At 68.7% G+C, this 17,841-nt stretch carries 16 protein-coding genes and 1 tRNA gene; 12 read left to right on the top strand and 5 right to left on the bottom strand.

Annotated features, from left to right (window positions below; all coding sequences use genetic code 11):
• Window positions 1–35: 35 nt before the first annotated feature.
• The 6 genes from rplQ (at window position 36) to prfA (ending at window position 3,746) form a co-directional block, all read left to right on the top strand.
• A complete protein-coding gene (rplQ, locus tag VB738_RS10735; RefSeq protein ID WP_015109423.1) occupies window positions 36–386 on the top strand; it encodes a 50S ribosomal protein L17 in 351 nt (116 codons plus the stop codon).
• On the top strand, window positions 383–1,228 hold the full coding sequence (gene truA, locus VB738_RS10730; protein ID WP_323305885.1) for a tRNA pseudouridine(38-40) synthase TruA: 846 nt from the start codon (window positions 383–385) through the stop codon (window positions 1,226–1,228). Before rplQ ends, truA begins: the two co-directional genes overlap by 4 nt.
• Before the next feature lie 146 nt (window positions 1,229–1,374).
• Window positions 1,375–1,827, top strand: a complete 453-nt coding sequence (gene rplM, locus VB738_RS10725) for a 50S ribosomal protein L13 (RefSeq protein ID WP_015109425.1) — start codon at window positions 1,375–1,377, stop codon at window positions 1,825–1,827.
• Window positions 1,824–2,231 carry a 30S ribosomal protein S9 gene (gene rpsI, locus VB738_RS10720; protein WP_015109426.1) on the top strand — a complete coding sequence of 136 codons (408 nt, stop codon included), beginning with the start codon at window positions 1,824–1,826 and terminating at the stop codon, window positions 2,229–2,231. The genes rplM and rpsI overlap by 4 nt, the downstream gene beginning before the upstream one ends.
• 8 nt (window positions 2,232–2,239) lie before the next feature.
• Window positions 2,240–2,536, top strand: a complete 297-nt coding sequence (gene rpmE / locus VB738_RS10715; RefSeq protein ID WP_323305740.1) for a 50S ribosomal protein L31 — start codon at window positions 2,240–2,242, stop codon at window positions 2,534–2,536.
• A gap of 94 nt (window positions 2,537–2,630) precedes the next feature.
• The gene (gene prfA / locus VB738_RS10710; protein WP_323305739.1) at window positions 2,631–3,746 is read left to right on the top strand and encodes a peptide chain release factor 1; all 1,116 of its coding nucleotides are present in this window, start codon (window positions 2,631–2,633) and stop codon (window positions 3,744–3,746) included.
• A 35-nt stretch (window positions 3,747–3,781) separates the two neighbouring features.
• Here the strand turns inward: prfA and VB738_RS10705 are convergent, their stop codons facing one another.
• Entirely contained in the window at window positions 3,782–4,282 is a 501-nt protein-coding gene (locus VB738_RS10705; RefSeq protein ID WP_323305738.1) for an HNH endonuclease, read from the bottom strand.
• A 74-nt stretch (window positions 4,283–4,356) separates the two neighbouring features.
• On the opposite strand from VB738_RS10705, the gene alr reads away from it, so the two are divergent.
• Window positions 4,357–5,580, top strand: coding sequence for an alanine racemase (alr, locus tag VB738_RS10700; RefSeq protein WP_323305737.1), 1,224 nt, complete (start codon window positions 4,357–4,359; stop codon window positions 5,578–5,580).
• Between the two features lie 18 nt (window positions 5,581–5,598).
• Window positions 5,599–5,687, top strand: a tRNA-Ser gene (locus VB738_RS10695).
• 61 nt (window positions 5,688–5,748) lie between these two features.
• Here VB738_RS10695 and VB738_RS10690 read toward each other — a convergent pair.
• A complete protein-coding gene (locus VB738_RS10690) occupies window positions 5,749–6,396 on the bottom strand; it encodes a GAP family protein (protein ID WP_323305736.1) in 648 nt (215 codons plus the stop codon).
• Window positions 6,397–6,422: 26 nt separating this feature from the next.
• Window positions 6,423–7,343: a serine hydrolase gene (locus tag VB738_RS10685; protein WP_323305735.1), complete on the bottom strand. Its 921-nt coding sequence runs from the start codon at window positions 7,341–7,343 to the stop codon at window positions 6,423–6,425.
• An 18-nt stretch (window positions 7,344–7,361) separates the two neighbouring features.
• Here VB738_RS10685 and VB738_RS10680 point away from each other — a divergent pair, with 18 nt between their 5' ends.
• The 4 genes from VB738_RS10680 to VB738_RS10665 all read left to right on the top strand — a co-directional run bounded on the left by VB738_RS10680 (window position 7,362) and on the right by VB738_RS10665 (window position 9,909).
• Entirely contained in the window at window positions 7,362–8,099 is a 738-nt protein-coding gene (locus VB738_RS10680) for a C40 family peptidase (RefSeq protein ID WP_323305734.1), read from the top strand.
• A gap of 34 nt (window positions 8,100–8,133) precedes the next feature.
• Window positions 8,134–9,141, top strand: a complete 1,008-nt coding sequence (locus VB738_RS10675) for a glycosyltransferase family 2 protein (RefSeq protein ID WP_323305733.1) — start codon at window positions 8,134–8,136, stop codon at window positions 9,139–9,141.
• Window positions 9,142–9,251: 110 nt separating this feature from the next.
• The gene (gene psaI / locus VB738_RS10670; RefSeq protein ID WP_254945554.1) at window positions 9,252–9,341 is read left to right on the top strand and encodes a photosystem I reaction center subunit VIII; all 90 of its coding nucleotides are present in this window, start codon (window positions 9,252–9,254) and stop codon (window positions 9,339–9,341) included.
• A gap of 76 nt (window positions 9,342–9,417) precedes the next feature.
• Window positions 9,418–9,909 carry a photosystem I reaction center subunit XI gene (locus VB738_RS10665; RefSeq protein ID WP_159820436.1) on the top strand — a complete coding sequence of 164 codons (492 nt, stop codon included), beginning with the start codon at window positions 9,418–9,420 and terminating at the stop codon, window positions 9,907–9,909.
• Window positions 9,910–10,048: 139 nt separating this feature from the next.
• Here the strand turns inward: VB738_RS10665 and VB738_RS10660 are convergent, their stop codons facing one another.
• Complete coding sequence (locus VB738_RS10660) at window positions 10,049–11,302, bottom strand: hypothetical protein (RefSeq protein ID WP_323305732.1); 1,254 nt, start codon at window positions 11,300–11,302, stop codon at window positions 10,049–10,051.
• A 218-nt stretch (window positions 11,303–11,520) separates the two neighbouring features.
• Window positions 11,521–17,697, bottom strand: a complete 6,177-nt coding sequence (locus VB738_RS10655; RefSeq protein WP_416233175.1) for a choice-of-anchor I domain-containing protein — start codon at window positions 17,695–17,697, stop codon at window positions 11,521–11,523.
• Window positions 17,698–17,841 lie beyond the last annotated feature (144 nt).

The following is a 17,841-nucleotide window of genomic DNA, read 5'->3' as shown; positions in this document are numbered from 1 at the left end:
CCCTTCCCCGTTTCGCCACCCGCCCCGTCCCCACCATGCGACACCAGTGCCGAGTCCCCCTGCTGGGACGCCCCGCCGACCAACGCAAGGCCATGCTGCGTGGTCTCACCACCCAGCTCATCCGTGAAGGTCGCGTCACCACCACCAAGGCCCGGGCCAAGGCCCTGCGTGATGAAGCCGAGCGCATGATCACCCTGGCCAAGGACGGCACCCTCGCCGCCCGCCGTCGCGCCATCGGCTACATCTACGACAAGCAGCTGGTGCACGCCCTGTTCGACAAGGCCCAGGACCGCTACGGCGATCGCCAGGGTGGCTACACCCGCATCATCCGCACGGTGCGTCGCCGGGGCGACAACGCCGAGATGGCCATCATCGAGCTGGTCTGAAACGGATCGCCCTCTCGCTGCAGTACGACGGAGCCTGCTTCCACGGCTGGCAGCGGCAGGCCCATCACTCCAGCGTCCAGGAATCCCTCGAGGTGGCCATCGAGGCCCTTGACCCGCACCGTCCCGTCCGAGCGGTGGCGGCGGGCCGCACCGATACCGGCGTCCATGCCGCCGCCCAGGTGGTGCACTTCGATGCCGACGGCCCCATCCCCGTGACCCGTTGGGCCAAGGCCCTCAACGGTCGCCTGCCGTCCACGATCCGGGTGAGGGCCGCCGCTGAGGTGCCCCCCGACTGGCACGCCTGCTTCAGTGCCACCTACCGGCGCTACCGGTACACGATCTTCAATGCCCGCACCCCCAACCTCTTCCTCGCCCCCTGGAGCTGGCATCGCTACCAGTGGCGCCTGGATGAGGCCCTGATGGGCCGTTGTCTGGAGGCCCTCCTGGGGGAGCACGATTTCTCCGCCTTCCAGCGGGCGGGCAGCCGCCGGGCCCATGCCCGCACCACCCTCCAGGAGGTCCAGGTGGATCGCCGCGGCGACCTGCTGGTCACCGAGGTGCAGGCCAGCGGCTTCCTCTACGGCATGGTGCGCCTGCTGATGGGCCAGCTGGTGGCGGTGGGGGAGGGCCGCCTGGCGGCCGCGGAGTTTCTGCACCGCTGGCGCAGCGGCGCCCGCCACGCTGTGAAGGAGGCCGCACCGCCCCAGGGCCTCTGCCTGCTGCGGGTGGGCTACCCGGAACCGGTCTTCCCTGAGGCCGCCTGGTATGATTGTCAACCGCGATTTCTGTTGGATTCGCGCGATCCTCCCGCCGATCCCTTCGGCGACGAACCGATCGGCTGAGAGCCCTGCAGGGAGCCCCATCCGGTGGCCCCAGGCAGATGGCACCTCTCCGAATTCGCCGGGTCCGGCGACACGGTAGGGTCGAATCTCCCTGTCCCGACCCATCCGGCTGCGATGGGCTCACCCCAAACCGGCCCGCCGGCGCGATGAACAAGACAACCCCACCCTCCATCGATTCGCTCGAGCGCCAGTGGTATCTGGTCGACGCAGCGGACCAGACCCTCGGCCGTCTCGCCAGTGAAGTGGCGCAGGTGCTGCGCGGCAAGAACAAGCCCACCTTCACGCCCCACCTCGACACGGGCGACTTCGTGGTGGTGATCAACGCCGACAAGGTGCGCGTCAGCGGCAACAAGGCCACCCAGAAGATCTACCGGCGCCACTCCGGCCGTCCCGGCGGCATGAAGACCGAAACCTTTGAGCACCTGCAGGCCCGCCTGCCGGAGCGGATCATCGAGAAGGCCATCAAGGGCATGCTTCCCCACAACGCCCTGGGCCGCCAGCTGTTCCGCAAGCTGAAGGTCTACAAGGGTGCCGAGCATCCCCACGCCGCCCAGCAGCCCCAGCCCCTCGCCCTCGATCCCGCCGCCGCCGCCCAATGACCAGCACCTCCAACCGCGTCGTCTACTGGGGCACCGGCCGTCGCAAGACCGCCGTCGCCCGTGTGCGGGTGGTGCCCGGCAGCGGCAGCGTCACCATCAACGGCCGCCCCGGCGACAACTACCTCAACTACAACCCCGTCTACCTGGCGGCGGTCAAGGCTCCCCTGCAGACCCTGGGTCTGGAAGCCCAGTACGACCTCCTGGTCAACGTGCGCGGCGGCGGCCTCACCGGCCAGGCCGATGCCATCAAGCAGGGTGCGGCCCGCGCCCTCTGCGATCTCTCCCCCGACAACCGCAAGCCCCTCAAGATCGAAGGCCACCTGAGCCGCGATCCCCGGGCCAAGGAGCGTCGCAAGTACGGCCTCAAGAAAGCCCGCAAGGCTCCCCAGTTCTCCAAGCGCTGATTTCCGTCATGCCGAAAGCCGACATCCATCCCACCTGGTATCCGGACGCCAAGGTGATCTGCAATGGAGAGGTGGTCATGACCACCGGCTCCACCCAGCCCGAGATCACGGTCGACGTGTGGAGCGGCAACCACCCCTTCTACACGGGCACCCAGAAGATCCTCGACACCGAGGGCCGGGTCGACCGCTTCATGCGCAAGTACGGCATGGGCAGTGCCGATTCCGCTTCGGGGGCCAAGAAGGCCGCCAAGGCCACCGAGCCCGACGCCACCCCGGTGGAAGAGCCGGCCGCCGCCGAGGCCTGAGCGGTCGCTCAGCTTCCCGGACCACACCACGGTCCGGTTCCGCCTTGGCCGGGTGCCTGACGCACCCGGCCCTTTTTGTTGCCGGTGCCGCCCCATGGATTCCGAGCTGCTGCAATCCCGGCTGGACACCGCCTGCCGCACCTTCCAGACCCTGGAGCGCCAGCTGGCGGATCCGGCGGTGGCCTCCGATCCTTCCCGGCTCCAGGCGATTGCCCGGGAACGGGCGCGGCTGGAGCCCCTGGTCAACGACTACCAGCGGCTGCGCAAGCTGGAGCAGGAACGGGAGGAGGCGCGCGCCCTGCTGCGGGCCCACCGCGACGATCCCGCCGCTGAGGAACTGGCGGCCCTGGCGGGCGAAGAGCTGGTGAGCCTCGAGAGCTTGATCGGAGCTCTCAATGAACGGCTCACCCTGGGCCTGCTGCCCTCGGATCCCCGCGACGAGCGCAGCGTGATGCTGGAGATCCGTGCCGGTGCCGGCGGCGATGAGGCCAGCCTCTGGGCGGGGGATCTGGCCCGCATGTACGAGCGCTATGCCCAGGGCCAGGGCTGGCAGGTGCAACCCGTCAGCGCCTCGGAGGCCGATCTCGGCGGCTACAAGGAGCTGATCCTCGCCATCCGCGGCGACGGGGTGTACAGCCGCCTGAAGTTCGAGGCGGGCGTGCATCGCGTCCAGCGGGTGCCGGCCACCGAATCCCAGGGGCGGGTGCACACCTCCACCGCCACCGTGGCGGTCATGCCCGAAGCCGACCCGGTGGAGGTACAGATCGACCCTGGGGATCTGGAGATCAGCACGGCCCGCTCCGGCGGCGCCGGCGGCCAGAACGTCAACAAGGTGGAGACGGCGGTCGACCTGCTGCACAAGCCCACCGGCATCCGGGTGTTCTGCACCCAGGAGCGCTCCCAGCTTCAGAACCGGGAACGGGCCATGGAGATCCTGCGGGCCAAGCTCTACGAGCGCCAGCTGGCCGAAGCCAACGCCGCCGAGCGTTCCGTGCGCCGCGCCCAGGTGGGCAGCGGCGACCGCAGCGAGAAGATCCGCACGTACAACGCCAAGGACAACCGGGTGACCGACCATCGTCTGGGGCGGAACTTCTCGCTCGAGCCCGTGCTGGCCGGCCAGATCGAGGACCTGATCGGGGCCTGCATCGCCGAGGAGCAGCGTCAGGGTCTGGAGGCCCTCGCCCTCGAGGCCACCGGGGCCGGCGGCTGAGGGGGCGGATGGGGCCGGCGACGACGGGGGGCGGATCAGGCGCCGATGACGTACTTGGCCCACTCCTGGTGCTGGCCGGAGCGGATGCGCCGGTTGGCCTCGAAGCTCAGGCTGCCCAGGGGCCGGCGGGGCTCCCGGGCCAGGGGCATCGCCGCCTCCCGCGGGGTGCGGTTGCCCTTGCGCACGTTGCAGGGCAGGCAGGCGGTGGTGACGTTCTCCCAGACGTCGGTGCCCCCCCGGCTGCGGGGCACCACGTGGTCGATGGAGAGCTGCTCACCGCTGTAGCCGCAGTACTGGCAGGCGTGGCCGTCGCGATGGAAGACATTGCGGCGGGTGAGGGGCAGGGGCTTGTAGGGCACCCGCACGAACTGGCGCAGCCGGATCACCGTGGGCAGGAAATGGTCCGGACGGATCGCCCGCTCGGGGTCGTGCTCAAGCCCCTCGGCCTTCCCCTTCAGCAGCATCACCATGGCGCGCCGCCAGGTGGTGATGTTCAGCGGTTCGTAGGACGCATTCAGAACGAGTACGTGGCCCATTCCCGTCCGCTGGATACGCGGCATGCTAACGGGATTCCCATGAATTCCATGGTTCATTCCCACCGGCGGCGCCCATGACCAGCTCTTCGCTCGCCACCGCCAGCGCAACGGAGGAAACCCAGCCGTCGCGGCAGCGGGCCTGGGTGGAGGTGAACACCGCGGCCATCCAGGCCAACGTGCGGGCTCTGCGGCGCCACATCGGTCCGGCCACCCAGCTGATGGCGGTGGTCAAGGCCGACGCCTACGGCCACGGTGCCCTTGCGGTGGCCCGCGCCTCCCTGGAGGCGGGGGCGGGCTGCTTCGGGGTCGCCACCCTGGGCGAAGGGGTGCAGCTGCGCCGCGCCGGCATCTCCGCTCCGGTGCTGGTGCTCGGCAACCTCACCCAGCCCGAGGAACTGCGCAGCTGCCTGCGCTGGCAGCTGATGCCGACCCTCAGCAGCATGCGGGAAGCCCTGCTCTGCCAGAACCTGGCCAGCGGCAGCGGCCGCCCTATGACCGTGCAGCTGAAGCTGGACACCGGCATGGCCCGCCTGGGCGCCGACTGGCAGGAAGGGCCGCGGCTGGTGGCGGCCCTGCAGGGCATGGAGGCGATCGAGCTGGCGGGGGTCTACTCCCATCTGGCCTGCGCCGATGCCGCCCCCGGAGAGGACGACGGCCTCAACGCGCTCCAGCAGCAGCGCTTCGAATCGGTCCTCACCAGTCTGGCCGAACAGGGCCTGGCGGCCGGTTGCCGTCACCTCGCCAATTCGGCGGCCACCCTGCGGGGGCACCGCCAGCACTACGACCTGGTCCGGGTGGGGCTGGCCCTTTACGGCCAGCCGCCGGCGGCCCACCTGGCCGGGGTGGTGCCCCTGCGGCCCGCCCTGCAGATCCACGCCCGCGTCACCCTGCTGCGGCAGGTGGGGGCGGGGGTCGGCGTCAGCTACGGCCACCGCTTCCGCACCAGCCGGCCCAGCCGGCTGGCGGTGGTGTCGATCGGCTACGCCGACGGGGTGCCGCGCCAGCTCTCCAACCGCATGGACGTCCTCTTCGAGGGCCGGCGCCTGCCCCAGGTGGGTGCCATCACCATGGACCAGCTCGTGATCGACGCCACCGACGCCCCGGGCATCGAAGTGGGCAGCATGGTCGCCTTGCTGGGCGAGCAGGAGGGGGAGACGATCAGCCCCCTCGACTGGAGCGAGCGCTGCGGCACCATCCCCTGGGAGATCCTCTGCGGCTTCAAGCACCGCCTGCCCCGCCTGGCCGTGCCCCCGGATCCGGGGGCACCCCTGCCGCCGGGGCCCGAGTCCGAGCCCTGATAAGCTCGCTGGGCCACTGGAGAGGTGGCTGAGTGGTTGAAAGCGGCTCCCTGCTAAGGAGTTACAGGAGGCAACTTCTGTCGAGGGTTCGAATCCCTCCCTCTCCGTTCCAGGCCCTTCCATGGGCCGCCCCCCGGCCCCTTCGCGGGGCCCCGTCGCCAGGTCCGCTCAGAGCCTGGCGACTCCGCTCCAGCCGAGATAGGCCGCGAACAGAACGCACAAGCCACCGTTGATCCGGCCCTGGTGGGCCAGCGTCCAGCCGCAGAGCTGCTCGAGGCGGGACCGCCCCCAGGCCCCCGTGAGCACCAGGACCAGCGGCGGCAGCAGCGACGGCGCCAGGGTCACCAGGCTCACCAGCACCACCAGCGCGGCCAGGGGGCCCGCCGCCAGGCCGGAACGGGCCAGGTCCTGCAGCGCCGGCAGATAGAGCACCAGCGAGGTGAGGTTGCCGGCCATCAGGGCGATCCCCAGCCCGAAGGACCGTGCCAGGGAGTGGCCCCCCCGGGCCGGGGACGCCGTTCCGCCCTCACGCTGCAGGGCCCGGGCGCCGATGGCGAGCAGCACGGCGGCCAGGACCAGCCGGAGGCCGGCGGACACCGGATCGGCGCCGGCGGCGCGGACCGGCAGGGATCCCCCCGAGCCCAGCCCCACCAGCGCCCAGCCCGCCACCACGACGGCATTGCCGGCGACGTAGGCCCAGCTCTGGCGCACGCCCGATCCCGGAGCGGTGAGGGTGCGCATCTGCCCCACCAGCAGCATCGGGCTCACCGCCGCCCCCAGAGCGAGGGGAACCACATCGAGGGGCGGGGAACTCACTGGGCGGAGCAGTCAGCGGGGCAGGGTCAGGCGTCCAGCAGGGCGGCGGCGATGGCCGGCAGCAGGGTCTCGTCGGTGGCCCGGACCCGCCCCTCGCTGAACACCACCAGCAGCATCGGCGCCCTCCCGTCCACCTCCACATAGGCGGCGTCATGGCGCGCCTGGCTCATCCAGCCGGCCTTGCTCCACAGCCGGGCCCCCTCGGGCAGGCCGGCCCCGAGGAAACCATCCACCTGGTTCTCGGGATCGGCGGCCCGGGCCAGGGGATCGAGGGAGCGGCGCAGCAGCGCCGTCATTCGCCGGCAGGCCGGCGGAGAGACCGCCGCACCGGCCATCACGGCGTGCAGCAGGCGGGCCGTGACATCGGTGCTGAGGCGGTTGCGGTTCTCCAGCTGGGCGCCGTAGAAGTCCCGTTCGCGGCCGTAGGGGCCCTCCGCCCAGGTCTTCTGGCAGGCGTTCACCCCCGCCACCTCGCTCCAGCCGAGGCGGGCCAGCCAGCCGTTGACCAGCTGGCGCTGGCGGCACCAGGCGGCATGGCGATCCGGCGGCAGGGACGGACCGCTGGTGGTGCCGCTGAGCAGATCCACCACCAGGCTGGTGGCATCGTTGCCCGAATCGCGCACCATGTCGGCCAGGGCGCGGCGCAGCTCCGGCCCGTCTTCGATCAGCTGGCGCTGCAGCCAGGCTTCGGCCGCCACCAGGTAGACCAGCTTCACGACGCTGGCGGGATAGCGGGGCGTCGGGCCCGCCCAGGAGGCGCCGGCCACCGTCCGGCCCCAGAACTCCTCCTGGCCCAGCCCCTCGGCCGCCCCCACCAGGGAGTCGCCGTAGCGGAGCCAGGTGACGGAGAGCTGCTCCCCCAGCCCCGGGCGTCCCTCCGCCTCCAGTCGGCCGATCAGCTGGCGGAGGGCCTCGCCCATGGCCGGATCCGGGCTGTAGAACGCCATCAGCGGCGGCACCTTGCGATGGCGACCTTAGGCACCCTGCCGGCGCCGGGCCGTATCTGGACCCTGACCCAGCCGCTGCCGGCCTACAGCCGCCCGCAGGGGCCGGGGCTGGCCACCGAAATTCACGCGGGCCGGAGCCTGAGGGTGCTGGGGGCGGCCCCCGCCGCCGCCGGCGCCGAGACCCGCCTGCGGGTCCGCCTGCACGAGGACGGCTACCCCTGCTGGGTGGACGCGGTGGCCCTCGAGCGCCACGGGCAGCCCGTACCCTCGCCACCGCCGCTGCCCCGCCTCGAACGCGACCGGATCGCCTCCCGCCTGGAAGCGGTACTGGCCTTCGCCGAGGCCGCACGGCACCGCCCCAACCGCTACCTCTGGGGGGGCACCCTGGGGCCCGACTTCGACTGCTCGGGGCTGGTGCAGACCGCCTTCGCCCAGGCCGGCATCTGGCTGCCCCGCGATGCCTACCTGCAGGAGCGCTTCTGCCGCCCGGTGGCCGTGGCCAGCGGTGTCACCAGCCTGCTGCTGCCGGGGGACCTGCTGTTCTTCGGCACCCTGCGGCGCTGCACCCACGTGGCCCTGCACCTCGGCGGCGGCCGCTACCTGCACAGCTCGGGGCGCCAGCACGGCCGTGACGGCATCGGCGTCGACGACCTGAACCCCCGCAACCGGGATCCGGTGGCCTGCCACTACCGGGCCGAGCTGCGGGGCGCGGGGCGGGTGATGCACAGCCACGACGGCAGCCCCCTGCCCCCCTGAGGTAAGTTCAGGCCACGAGTTTCGGGGAACGGTCATGGCGCGGGCAGCCCTGGCCCACAGTTCCGACCACCCCGCGGCCGAACGCTTCCCCGAACTCTCCGTGGTCGTCCCCCTCTACAACGAGGAGGAGAGCCTTCCCCATCTGGTGGAGAAACTCCTGGCGGCCCTGCGGCCGCTGGGGCGCAGCTTCGAGCTGGTCCTGGTGGATGACGGCTCGAAGGACGGCACCGCGGCGGTGCTGCGGGATCTGGCCGCTCGGGTGCCCGAGCTGGTGGCCGTGCTGCTGCGGCGCAACTACGGGCAGACGGCCGCCATGGCCGCCGGCTTCGACGCCAGCAGCGGCGGGGTGATCGTCACCCTGGACGGGGACCTCCAGAACGATCCCGCCGACATTCCGATGCTGCTGGCCCGGCTGGAGCAGGACGACCTGGACCTGGTGAGCGGCTGGCGGCAGCAGCGCCAGGACGGGGCCCTCGACCGGCTGCTGCCCTCCCTGCTGGCGAACCGCCTGATCGCCCGGGTCACCGGGGTGCGGCTGCACGACTACGGCTGCTCCCTGAAGGCCTACCGGCGGGAGGTGGTCAGCGACATGAACCTCTACGGGGAACTGCACCGCTTCCTGCCGGCCCTGGCCTTCATCGAAGGCGCCCGGATCGGTGAGGTGAGGGTGTCCCACCAGGCGCGCCGCTACGGCCGCAGCAACTACGGCATCGACCGCACCTTCCGGGTGCTGATGGACCTGCTGACGGTCTGGTTCATGAAGCGGTTCCTGACCCGGCCGATGCATGTGTTCGGCTTCGCCGGCCTCCTGGCCCTGTTGGTGGGGCTGGCCATCGCCGCCTGGCTGGTGGGCGAGAAACTGCTGGTGGGGGCCGACATCGGCAACCGCCCCCTGCTGCTGATGGCGGTGCTGGCGATTCTCAGCGGCGTGCAGCTGTTCAGCTTCGGGCTCCTGGCGGAACTGCAGATGCGCACGTATCACGAAAGCCAGGGCCGGCCGATCTACCGGGTGCGCGCCATCGTGCGGGGCGAGCCTGGCTGAACTTTTATGTCGCCCCCCGGGTCCCCGAGAAGCCGGACAGGGCATGGTCCTTACAGTACCGGCGGTTCCTATTGGCCCAAGCCATGACTGGTGAATTTGCCGTTGCCTGGATGCCGTCCGTGATGGTTCCCCTGGTGGGAATCCTCGGCGCGGCGGTGGCCATGGCCCTGCTGTTCAACGTGATCGAGGCGACCGACTGACGACGGGCCCAGGCCCCAGCGTCATTCGCCGCCCCATCGACGACCCCCGATCCGCCGCCCCCCCGATCCGCTTCCCATGACCGTGACCCCCGTGGCCGACCCGACCGTCGGCAATCTGGCCACCCCCGTCAACAGCAGCTATTTCACCAAGGCCTTCCTGAACGCCCTGCCGGCCTACCGCCCGTCCCTCTCGCCCAACCGTCGCGGTCTCGAGGTGGGCATGGCCCACGGCTACCTGCTCTACGGCCCCTTCGCCTACACCGGTCCCCTGCGCGCCACCGAGTTCGCCAGCACCGCCGGCCTGCTGGCCACCATCGGCCTGGTGTCGATTCTCACCATCTGCCTGTCGATCTACGGCACCGCCGGCAGCGGCCCCAACGTCCAGCCCCCCGACGCCACCATCGACAACCCCCCGGCCGACCTGTTCACCAAAGCCGGCTGGGCGGAATTCGCCAGCGGTTTCTGGCTGGGTGGCTGCGGCGGCGCCGCCTTCGCCTGGTTCCTCTGCAGCACCGCCATCCAGTCTCCGCTGGCCAACATCGCCGGTGGTGTCTGGAGCGCCGGCTGAGTTCAGCGACGGTCAGCCATCCCTGGGAGCGGATGCCAGGGATGGTCTGCCAAGCCTTTCCTTCCAACCCTGCCTCGGCAGGGTTTTTTCATGCTCCTGCTCTCGCCCCCGATCGCCGCTGCCGCCCGATGCCGATCCCTCAACCGAAGGGCATCAGCGGTGATCGAATCAGGCGCTCGCTGAACAGGGCAAGGTTCAGCACAAGGGTGAGCAGGGAACAGACCAGGAACGTGATCTTCAGGGAGCGTGGCGCCTGAGAGGATCCGGCGGCAGCGGCGGACAGCACCACCAGCGGAAGGAAGACCACGGCGAGATAGCGGGGACTGATGAATCTGAGCAGCAGCGGCGGCACCAGGGAAAAGAAGGCCGCCGCACCGAGAAACCGGAGGCTGAGTTGGGTGACGGCAGGGAAGGCCCGGAGGCGCAAGGCGCGAAAAAAGGGAATCAGCATCAATCCCATCGTCTGCAACACAGAAAACACTCCGTAGGCACCTGCCACCAGCAGGTAGTCAAGGTACTTCTTCGGATACCGAAGGATCACGTCGCTCACGGTGCGGGCACCCGGGAACACCGATCGCATCACATCCTGCCAACTGGTGATACTGCCCGCGAGCGTTTCTGAGCTGGGAGCGAACTGATGGGGGCTGAACATGAACACATAGGACGAGGCAAAGGTGCGCAGTCCCTTGACCGTCCTGACCATGTCAATGCCATAGAGCTTCAAGCCGGGAGCCATCAGCAACATCAGCCAGAAGGCCATCCCCACTGGGATCTGCCAGCGCATCCGGTTCTCCCGCACATCCCACCAGTACCAGACAGCACCCACCCCCAGGGAGCAGACGAGCAACTGGATCTTGGACACGCCGAAAAGGATCAGCAGGCCAGAGGAGATCAGCCGCGGCCATCCCTGCCGCACGGACAGCATGAACAGGGCGAAGAACGCCGCCGCGATGATGTCACTGGAGGGTTCAGCAAACTGAAGGGCGGAACTGGCAATGACGGAGAAGGCCAGCGCCTGGAAGATCCAATGGCGGATCAACAGCAGGCAAAGAGAATACGCAGATCCCAGAAACAGCAGGGTGGTGATGCACTTGGCGTGCCAATTGAGCGTCTCCGGGGCCGGAGAGACCACCAACTTATAGAGACCGATCAGCAGGCTGGCCGATACGCCGCCAGACCAGTTGAAGCGGGGATATTGAAAGACCCAGCCCGTCGGCAATCGATACAGACGAAGATCAGCCCGCGTCACAAACGATTGGTCCATGGGCCATTCGGACACCTGACCGCTCTGACTCAGGATGCCGACAAACGAGACAACGATGGCAATGATCAGGAGCAGCGGCAAACAGCTCTTTCTCAACAAGCCGGGAAGCTGTTGGAACGTTGTTTGCATTTGTACCCCACGACCAACCGAGCGTAGCAGGCAAAAAATGCCAGCCAGCCCAGCCTTTACCGCTCAGAGGCGATCGATTCAGACGATCTGACTGACGTTGAAGCCAATCACGTGGTCATCGAAATCCCGATGGCCATGAGGGGCCCGATGGAAGGGATTGCGGTGTGCGGGTTGTCAGCACTTCAAGGCGGATAGCCACCGGTGGCAACCCTCGACCCTCAGGCCAGCAACTGGATGTCGTCGCCGGCTCCGCCCACACTCAGCCCCCTGACCCCCTCCAGCAGCACGCCCTGCAGCGGGCGGCCCGAGAAGCTCACGAAGGTGCCGTTGCCGAACTCCGTCACCTGGGCCGTTCCCAGCCCACCGATCACCTGCAGCCGGTCCAGGCCTGCCTCGAAGCCCCTGACCCGGTCCACTCCGCCGTCCGCCAGGTCGTAGATGACCGTGTCAGCCGCTCCGTCACCGCCACCGCCGGGGGCCTGCAGGTCGATCAGGTCGCCGCCGCTCACCACCACCCGACGGCCGGATCCGCGGCCGGTGTAGCGGAAGCTGCCGTCGTCGCCGCCGCCAATCAGGGTGTCCTCGCCCAGGCCACCGATCAGGCGGTCGTTGCGGCGCGCCCCGATCAGGATGTCGTCCCCCTCGCCGCCATCGGCCTGCAGCCGCACGTTCCCTTCCGTCTCGATGCGGTCATCGCCCTCACCGCCGTTGGCGAAGGCCGTGCTGAACCGGCCGTCGTAGGTGGCGTTCCACTGGGAGCCGTTGCCCGCGGGCCGGCCATTGTCAGCCAGCAGCACGTCATCGAGATCGGAACTGCCCACCGCCGCGAAGCGGAGCACATCGTTGCCCTCCCCGCCCGACACCGTGGCCGTGTTGCTGCGGGCGGCCCCATCGCTGTGGAACAGCCAGGTGAGGGTGTCATCGCCGCCGCCGAAATCGATGGCACCCCGCTTGGCACCCACCACCTGCAGGTCGAAATCCAGGGATGGCGCCGTGGACAGATCCCAGCGCACATCCACGAAGTTGGCCACCAGCAGGTCGCTGCCCAGGGACGGGTTCCAGTAGTCGGCGCCGAGGGTGAGGTTCTTGAGGGAATTCCAGTAGCTGGTGTTCTCGATCCGTGCCCGGGGCTCGCTTTCCCCCGGAAGGGTGATCGGGGCGGTCTGGACGCTGCCCAGCGAGCCGGTGGCGAGGGGCCGGCCGCTGGGGACCGATCCCTGGGGGTTGCCGCCCACACCGTTCGTGATCGAGAAACCGGGGGCGTTGATCTCCGCCGCCTGCACGGCGGCCCCCTCGGCCAGGTCGGTCACCGTGATGGTGAAGGGCCTGTCGTAACGGGTGCCGTCGCCATCGGTGACCCGCAGGGTGAGGCCGAGGGTCGCGGCCGCCTCGAAGTCGAGCGGGGCGGTCGTCAGCAGACGATCCCCGTCGAGGCGGAAGAGGTCGCCAGGGTTGCCGTTGGGCGCGAAGGAGAAGCTGAAGGTGTCGCTCCCGTCCGGGTCGATGGCGGAAAGCTCACCCACCAGGGTGTCCGCCGGCAGGTTCTCCAGCACCGCCCCGCCCGTGAGGGTGATCACCGGGTCGATCACCGAATCACCGCGCACCGACAGGTTCTGCAGCCGCCTGTCGAGGGCCGCCGGGGTGTCGGCCGCCGTGAACGGGTTGGCCGGCGAGTGGTTGGCCGCCAGGAATTCGGCCAGGGCATCCTGCTCGGAGCCGTTGGCGGCGAAGGTGGCGACGCCGGTGCGGGGGGCGCCGGCCTCGGTGATGTTCACCCGGTTGGGGTTGGTGAGGCTGGCGAAGGGGTAGCCATCGCCGCCGCTGGCCAGGAAGTCCAGCGTCACCATGCGAATGCTGCGGGTCGGATCCCCCACCACGGAGCCATTGCGCACCACGACGTCAAGGTCGTTGCCGGCGTCGTCCTGGATCGCCAGGTTCACCACCCGGGAGCCGGCCGGCCTGCTGAGGTCATAGCTGAAGGCCAAGCCTCCCACCTGGGGGAAACGGCCCTGGTTGACGCCGGCGGCGATGCCGTGCTCGATCAGGGCCTTGAGTTCGCCGGGGGTGACGCTGACCAGGGACAGGCCGTTGTTGAAGCTCAGGGCGTTGGCGATGTCGTTGCGGGAGATGCCGCCCTCCGGCTTGACCACATTGCCCTGGGCATCGAACACCGCTGCGGTGGGCAGCAGATCGGGAACGCCGTCGACCGAGCCGGTGGGGATCACCGACTGACCGATGGAGTTGCGGATACCGCCACCGTTCTTGAGCGAGACCAGAACGGTGGAATCGATCTGGCGGGCATAGGCGAGGTTGGCGTCGGCGGTGAGGTTGCCGAAGTTGGTCTCCTCGCTGCGCACACCGGGGTTGCGGTTGCCATTGAGGAACACCTCACTGACGCCGAACCATTCCGACTCCTGGGAGACGATCACTGCCCGCAGGTTGTCGACCACCTCCTGCACCCGGGCATCGATGAAGGCCTCGGCGTTGAGGGCCGCCACGGCGTCGGCATCGGTGCGGAAGGCCCCGCTGATGGTGGGGTCGTAGCTCTCGGGAATGATCACGCCCTGGCCATCGAAATCGAGCACCAGGCGGCCGAGATACTTGTAGGTGCCATCGGTGTTCACCACGGCCACCGGCTTGCCATCGGCGTCGGTCTTGACGATCGGATAGGGGCCCTGGACGCTGTCGCCGGGGCGGGCCACGTCATCGCTGTCGAACAGACGGGTGTTGGAGCCACCGGCCACGATGATGTCCACGTGGCGCAGGCGCTCGGCCAGGGCCTGCTCGATGCTGATCTGCTGCATGTGGGCCAGCAGGATCACCTTGTTGAGGCCGGGATTGGCGGCGATCAGGGCGTCCACATCAGCCTGGATCTCGGCGGCGAGGGCGTCCAGCTCGGCATCCGTGGGGACACCGCTGAAGGGGGCCGGGGCCACACCCACGCCGCCCGGGCTGGAGATGGTGCGCAACCAAGGGGTGGTGGCCCCGACCACACCCACCGACTCGCCGTTGACATCGAAGACGACGCTGCTGGTGATGCTGTTGGGCTGGGGTGCCTGGCCTGCGGGCACCACCAGGGAGGCCAGGTTGGCGTCGGTGCTGAAGTCGAGGTTGCCGCTCAGGTAGGGGAAGGCCGTGCCGGGGTAACCGGCGGCCGCATTGGGCCCGACCAGGTCCCGCACCACGGCGGTGCCCTGGTCGAACTCGTGGTTGCCGAAGGCGATCGCCTGCACCCCCAGGGCGTTCTGGATCAGCACATCACCGCGACCCACGGCGCCGTAGGCCTGGGCGGAGGCTCCGTAGAACAGACCGGGGATCCAGGCGTCGCCGCTGGAGAGGGTGAGGGTGTTGACGAAGCCGGGGATGCCATCAAGGTCGATGTCCTGGGCCCGCAGGGCGTTGAGCACACCGGAGAGGCGGGGCGCATTGTCCAGGGCCGAGATGGCCCCCTCCTGGTCGGCCAGGTGGAACAGCTGCAGCTTGAAAGCACTGCCGGCTGGCAGGGGCGCAGCCGCGGTGATGCTCACCACATCATTGCCTTCGCTGCTGGCGATCAGGCCGGCCGGCTCCCCGGCGGCGCTGCGCAGGAAGGTGATGCCCTCGATCCGCTCGGCGCCGGGAAACACCACCGGGTCCACCGCCGCCACGTTGTAGGGATCGGTCACATCGAACACGGCGGCCACGCTCGTGGTGGTGCGCTCCAGGGCCACGAAGGCGTAAGTGCGGCCGGCCACGGTGGCGATCTCCACCATCTCGGGCTCGGTGCCCTTGTCGTCGTCGCGGTTGCTGGCCATCAAGCCGAGGCTGTCGGCCAACTCCTCCAGGGCGTCGCTGGAATCGAACACCACGTTGCCCTGCACGTCGTAGATGCGCAGGGAACGGGAGCCGATGCTGAACGGCTTGTCGATCAGGCCGTCGCCGTTGATGTCGCCGTAGTCGTTGAGCAGGTTGAGGCGGGTGCGGCTGACGCCGGTGGCGGCGGCGAAGGCGTCATTCAGCGCATCCACACCGGGATGGTCCCGGAAGGGGGTGCCATTGACCAGCGCGCCATCACTGGCACGGGTGAGGTCGAAGAAGATGTTGCCCTGATCCGGCTCGTATTCGCGCGAATCCCCCTCACCGACGGCCAGCAGGAAACTGCGCCCCTGGGGATCGGTGAAGGTGGCAATGCCGTCCGGCATCGTGAGGCTGTAGAGCGGCAATCCGCTCACGGGGCGGTATTGGTTACCGCCACCGCTGCTGCCGTCCACATCCCGGTCGGAACTGTCGAAGCCGGCGCCGTCGAAGCTCACCACGGTGAACGTGTTGCCGCTGGCGCCTTCGGTGCCGAAATCGTTGTCGTAGTTGATCACCAGCGCGCCGTCATCGCGGATGGTGAGGCCTTCCGGTTTGTCGAAGGCCAGGCTGCCGCCGATGGAGGGCAGGTTGAACAGCTCGATCTTGTGGGCCAGGCGGATGCCCGCGGCAGCCAGCACGTCGGCACTGGAGGTGCTGAAGATCGGGGCCGTGGCGGCGTTGCTGTCGTGATCGACGAGGGTGCGGCGATTGTCGAGCAGCTCGGGGCTGACCACGCCGATCGCCCCCAGCCAGCCGTCCGTGGCCTGGTCGGCGGCGCTGGTGAGCGGCAGGGTGTCGGTGGCACCGCGCAGATCCACCTCGTAGACATGCTTGAAGCCGGTGAGGCTGCGGCTGCTGTCGCGCTCCATCACCACGAACACGCCGCGGGCAGCGTCGAAGGCGACATCGCCGATCTTGTCCTGCCCGGTGCGGCCGCTGAGGAGGTAGAGGTGTTCCTTCACCGGGTTACCGGTGGCCGGATCGATCGCCAGGATGCGGGTGAGCTCGGAGCGGCTGCGGCCTTCGGTGACGCCGTCCCCGTTGGCATCCACATCCAGGGGGCTCTGCATGAAGGCATAGAGCAGGCCGTCGGTGGGGTTGAAGGCCATGCCTTCGATGCCACGGTTGCTCCAGCGGTTGCCGTAGATGGCCGGCAGGCTGTCGATCGTTTCAGCACCGATCGGGCTGGCGCCGCCCACGTTGTGCTGGGCGGCAAGCTGGGCCTTCTGGCCTGCGGGGATGTAGCGCTGGATCAGGTTGCCGCTGAGGGCATCAAAGATCGCGATCTGGCCGCGGTACTCATCGCCGACCGCGAACACCTCACGCGTGCTGCCGCCGATGCTGAGACTGAACCGCGAGACGGTTTCCGAATCGATGCCGAAGGGGTCGTAGGCCAGTGGGGCATTGGCGGCATCGATGGGCACGTCATCCTTGATCGCCAGCTGGGGCAGGCCGGTGAGGGGGGTGCCATCGGGGCGGTTGAGGCCAAGGCGGCCCAGCTCGGTGACGGCGCCAGTGGCACGATTCATGCCCAGCTTGTAGATGGTGGGCTGGAAGTCGGGATCGAGAAACTGACGCTGACCAGCGATCAGATCGCCGTTGGGACCGCGATCGGTGATGGAGAAATAGACATCCAGCTCCGTGCCGTTGACTGCTTCCTTGCCAGCGAAGAACAGGCCGGAAAGGCCACCGGCCAGCACACCCTCGGGTTGGTTGCTGGCTCCGGCGGCATACTCCAGCTCGTAACTGAAATTCTCGGCGCTGGCAACGCCGCGGGACCAATCCTTGATACCGGCGGAGAAGATGGTGGTAATCACCGGCGCGGAACCGCTCAGATCAACCACGGCGATGGCGTTGTTCTCCTGCAGGGAAATCCAGGCGGTGTTGCCATCGGCGCTGATGGCAATCGCCTCCGGCTCGATGTCCTGGGCCACACTGGTGGTGACGCCCAGACGGGTGCCGATGCGCACACCGCGGTTGATCAATTCCTCGCGGCGGTTTTCCCAGGCCTCAAAGCCCACGCTCTGCAGATCGGCGGCCGTGGGAGCCAGAGGCGTGGCCGCCAGGTAGCCGCTGGTATTGATCAGCGAGATCGAACCGACCGGATCAATGGTGTAGAGGGAATTCGGCTCGCCTTCGTTGGTCACCAGCAGCTTGGTGCCGTCGCTGCTGAACTTGACCATGTCGGGCAGGGCGCCCACGGTCACGGTGCTGAGATGAACAGGCAGGGCCGGATTGCTGAGATCGTAAAACTGCACGAAACCCGGATCCGTCTTGACGGCGTTCTGCACTGCAATGGCCAGCAGATCGCCGAACACCGCCGCGCTCTGCAGGGTTTCACCATTGCCGGTGGAGGTGGCCCGGGCCACGGTCTGGGGGTTGGCGGGATCACGGAGATCGGATACGACAATGGCCCCGGATCCGCCACCAACCGTATACAGATAGCCGCTGGCTGGGTTGTAGGCAGAGATTTCAGCGTTGGCCCCAAGACTCCCCAGAGAAATCACTCCATCTGTCGCCTGGATGAAGGGATCCAGTGCGGAAAAAGTGAGGGCCATTGAAATCAGCTGCATTCAGCTTAAACCTGACAGCAGCGGCCTCATGCCAGGTTAAGCTCTGACAAATTCGTGTTGAAGAGATGGGGCCAATCGCCGCCCCGTTACGTGACCAGGTATTCGGGACGACGTTGGTTTTCGTGGCTC

It is taken from the genome of Cyanobium gracile UHCC 0139, assembly GCF_034931325.1.
GTDB lineage: Bacteria > Cyanobacteriota > Cyanobacteriia > PCC-6307 > Cyanobiaceae > Cyanobium > Cyanobium gracile_B.
The sequence above is the reverse complement of the archived record's forward strand: the minus strand, read 5'-3'. Positions and strand labels throughout refer to the sequence as shown.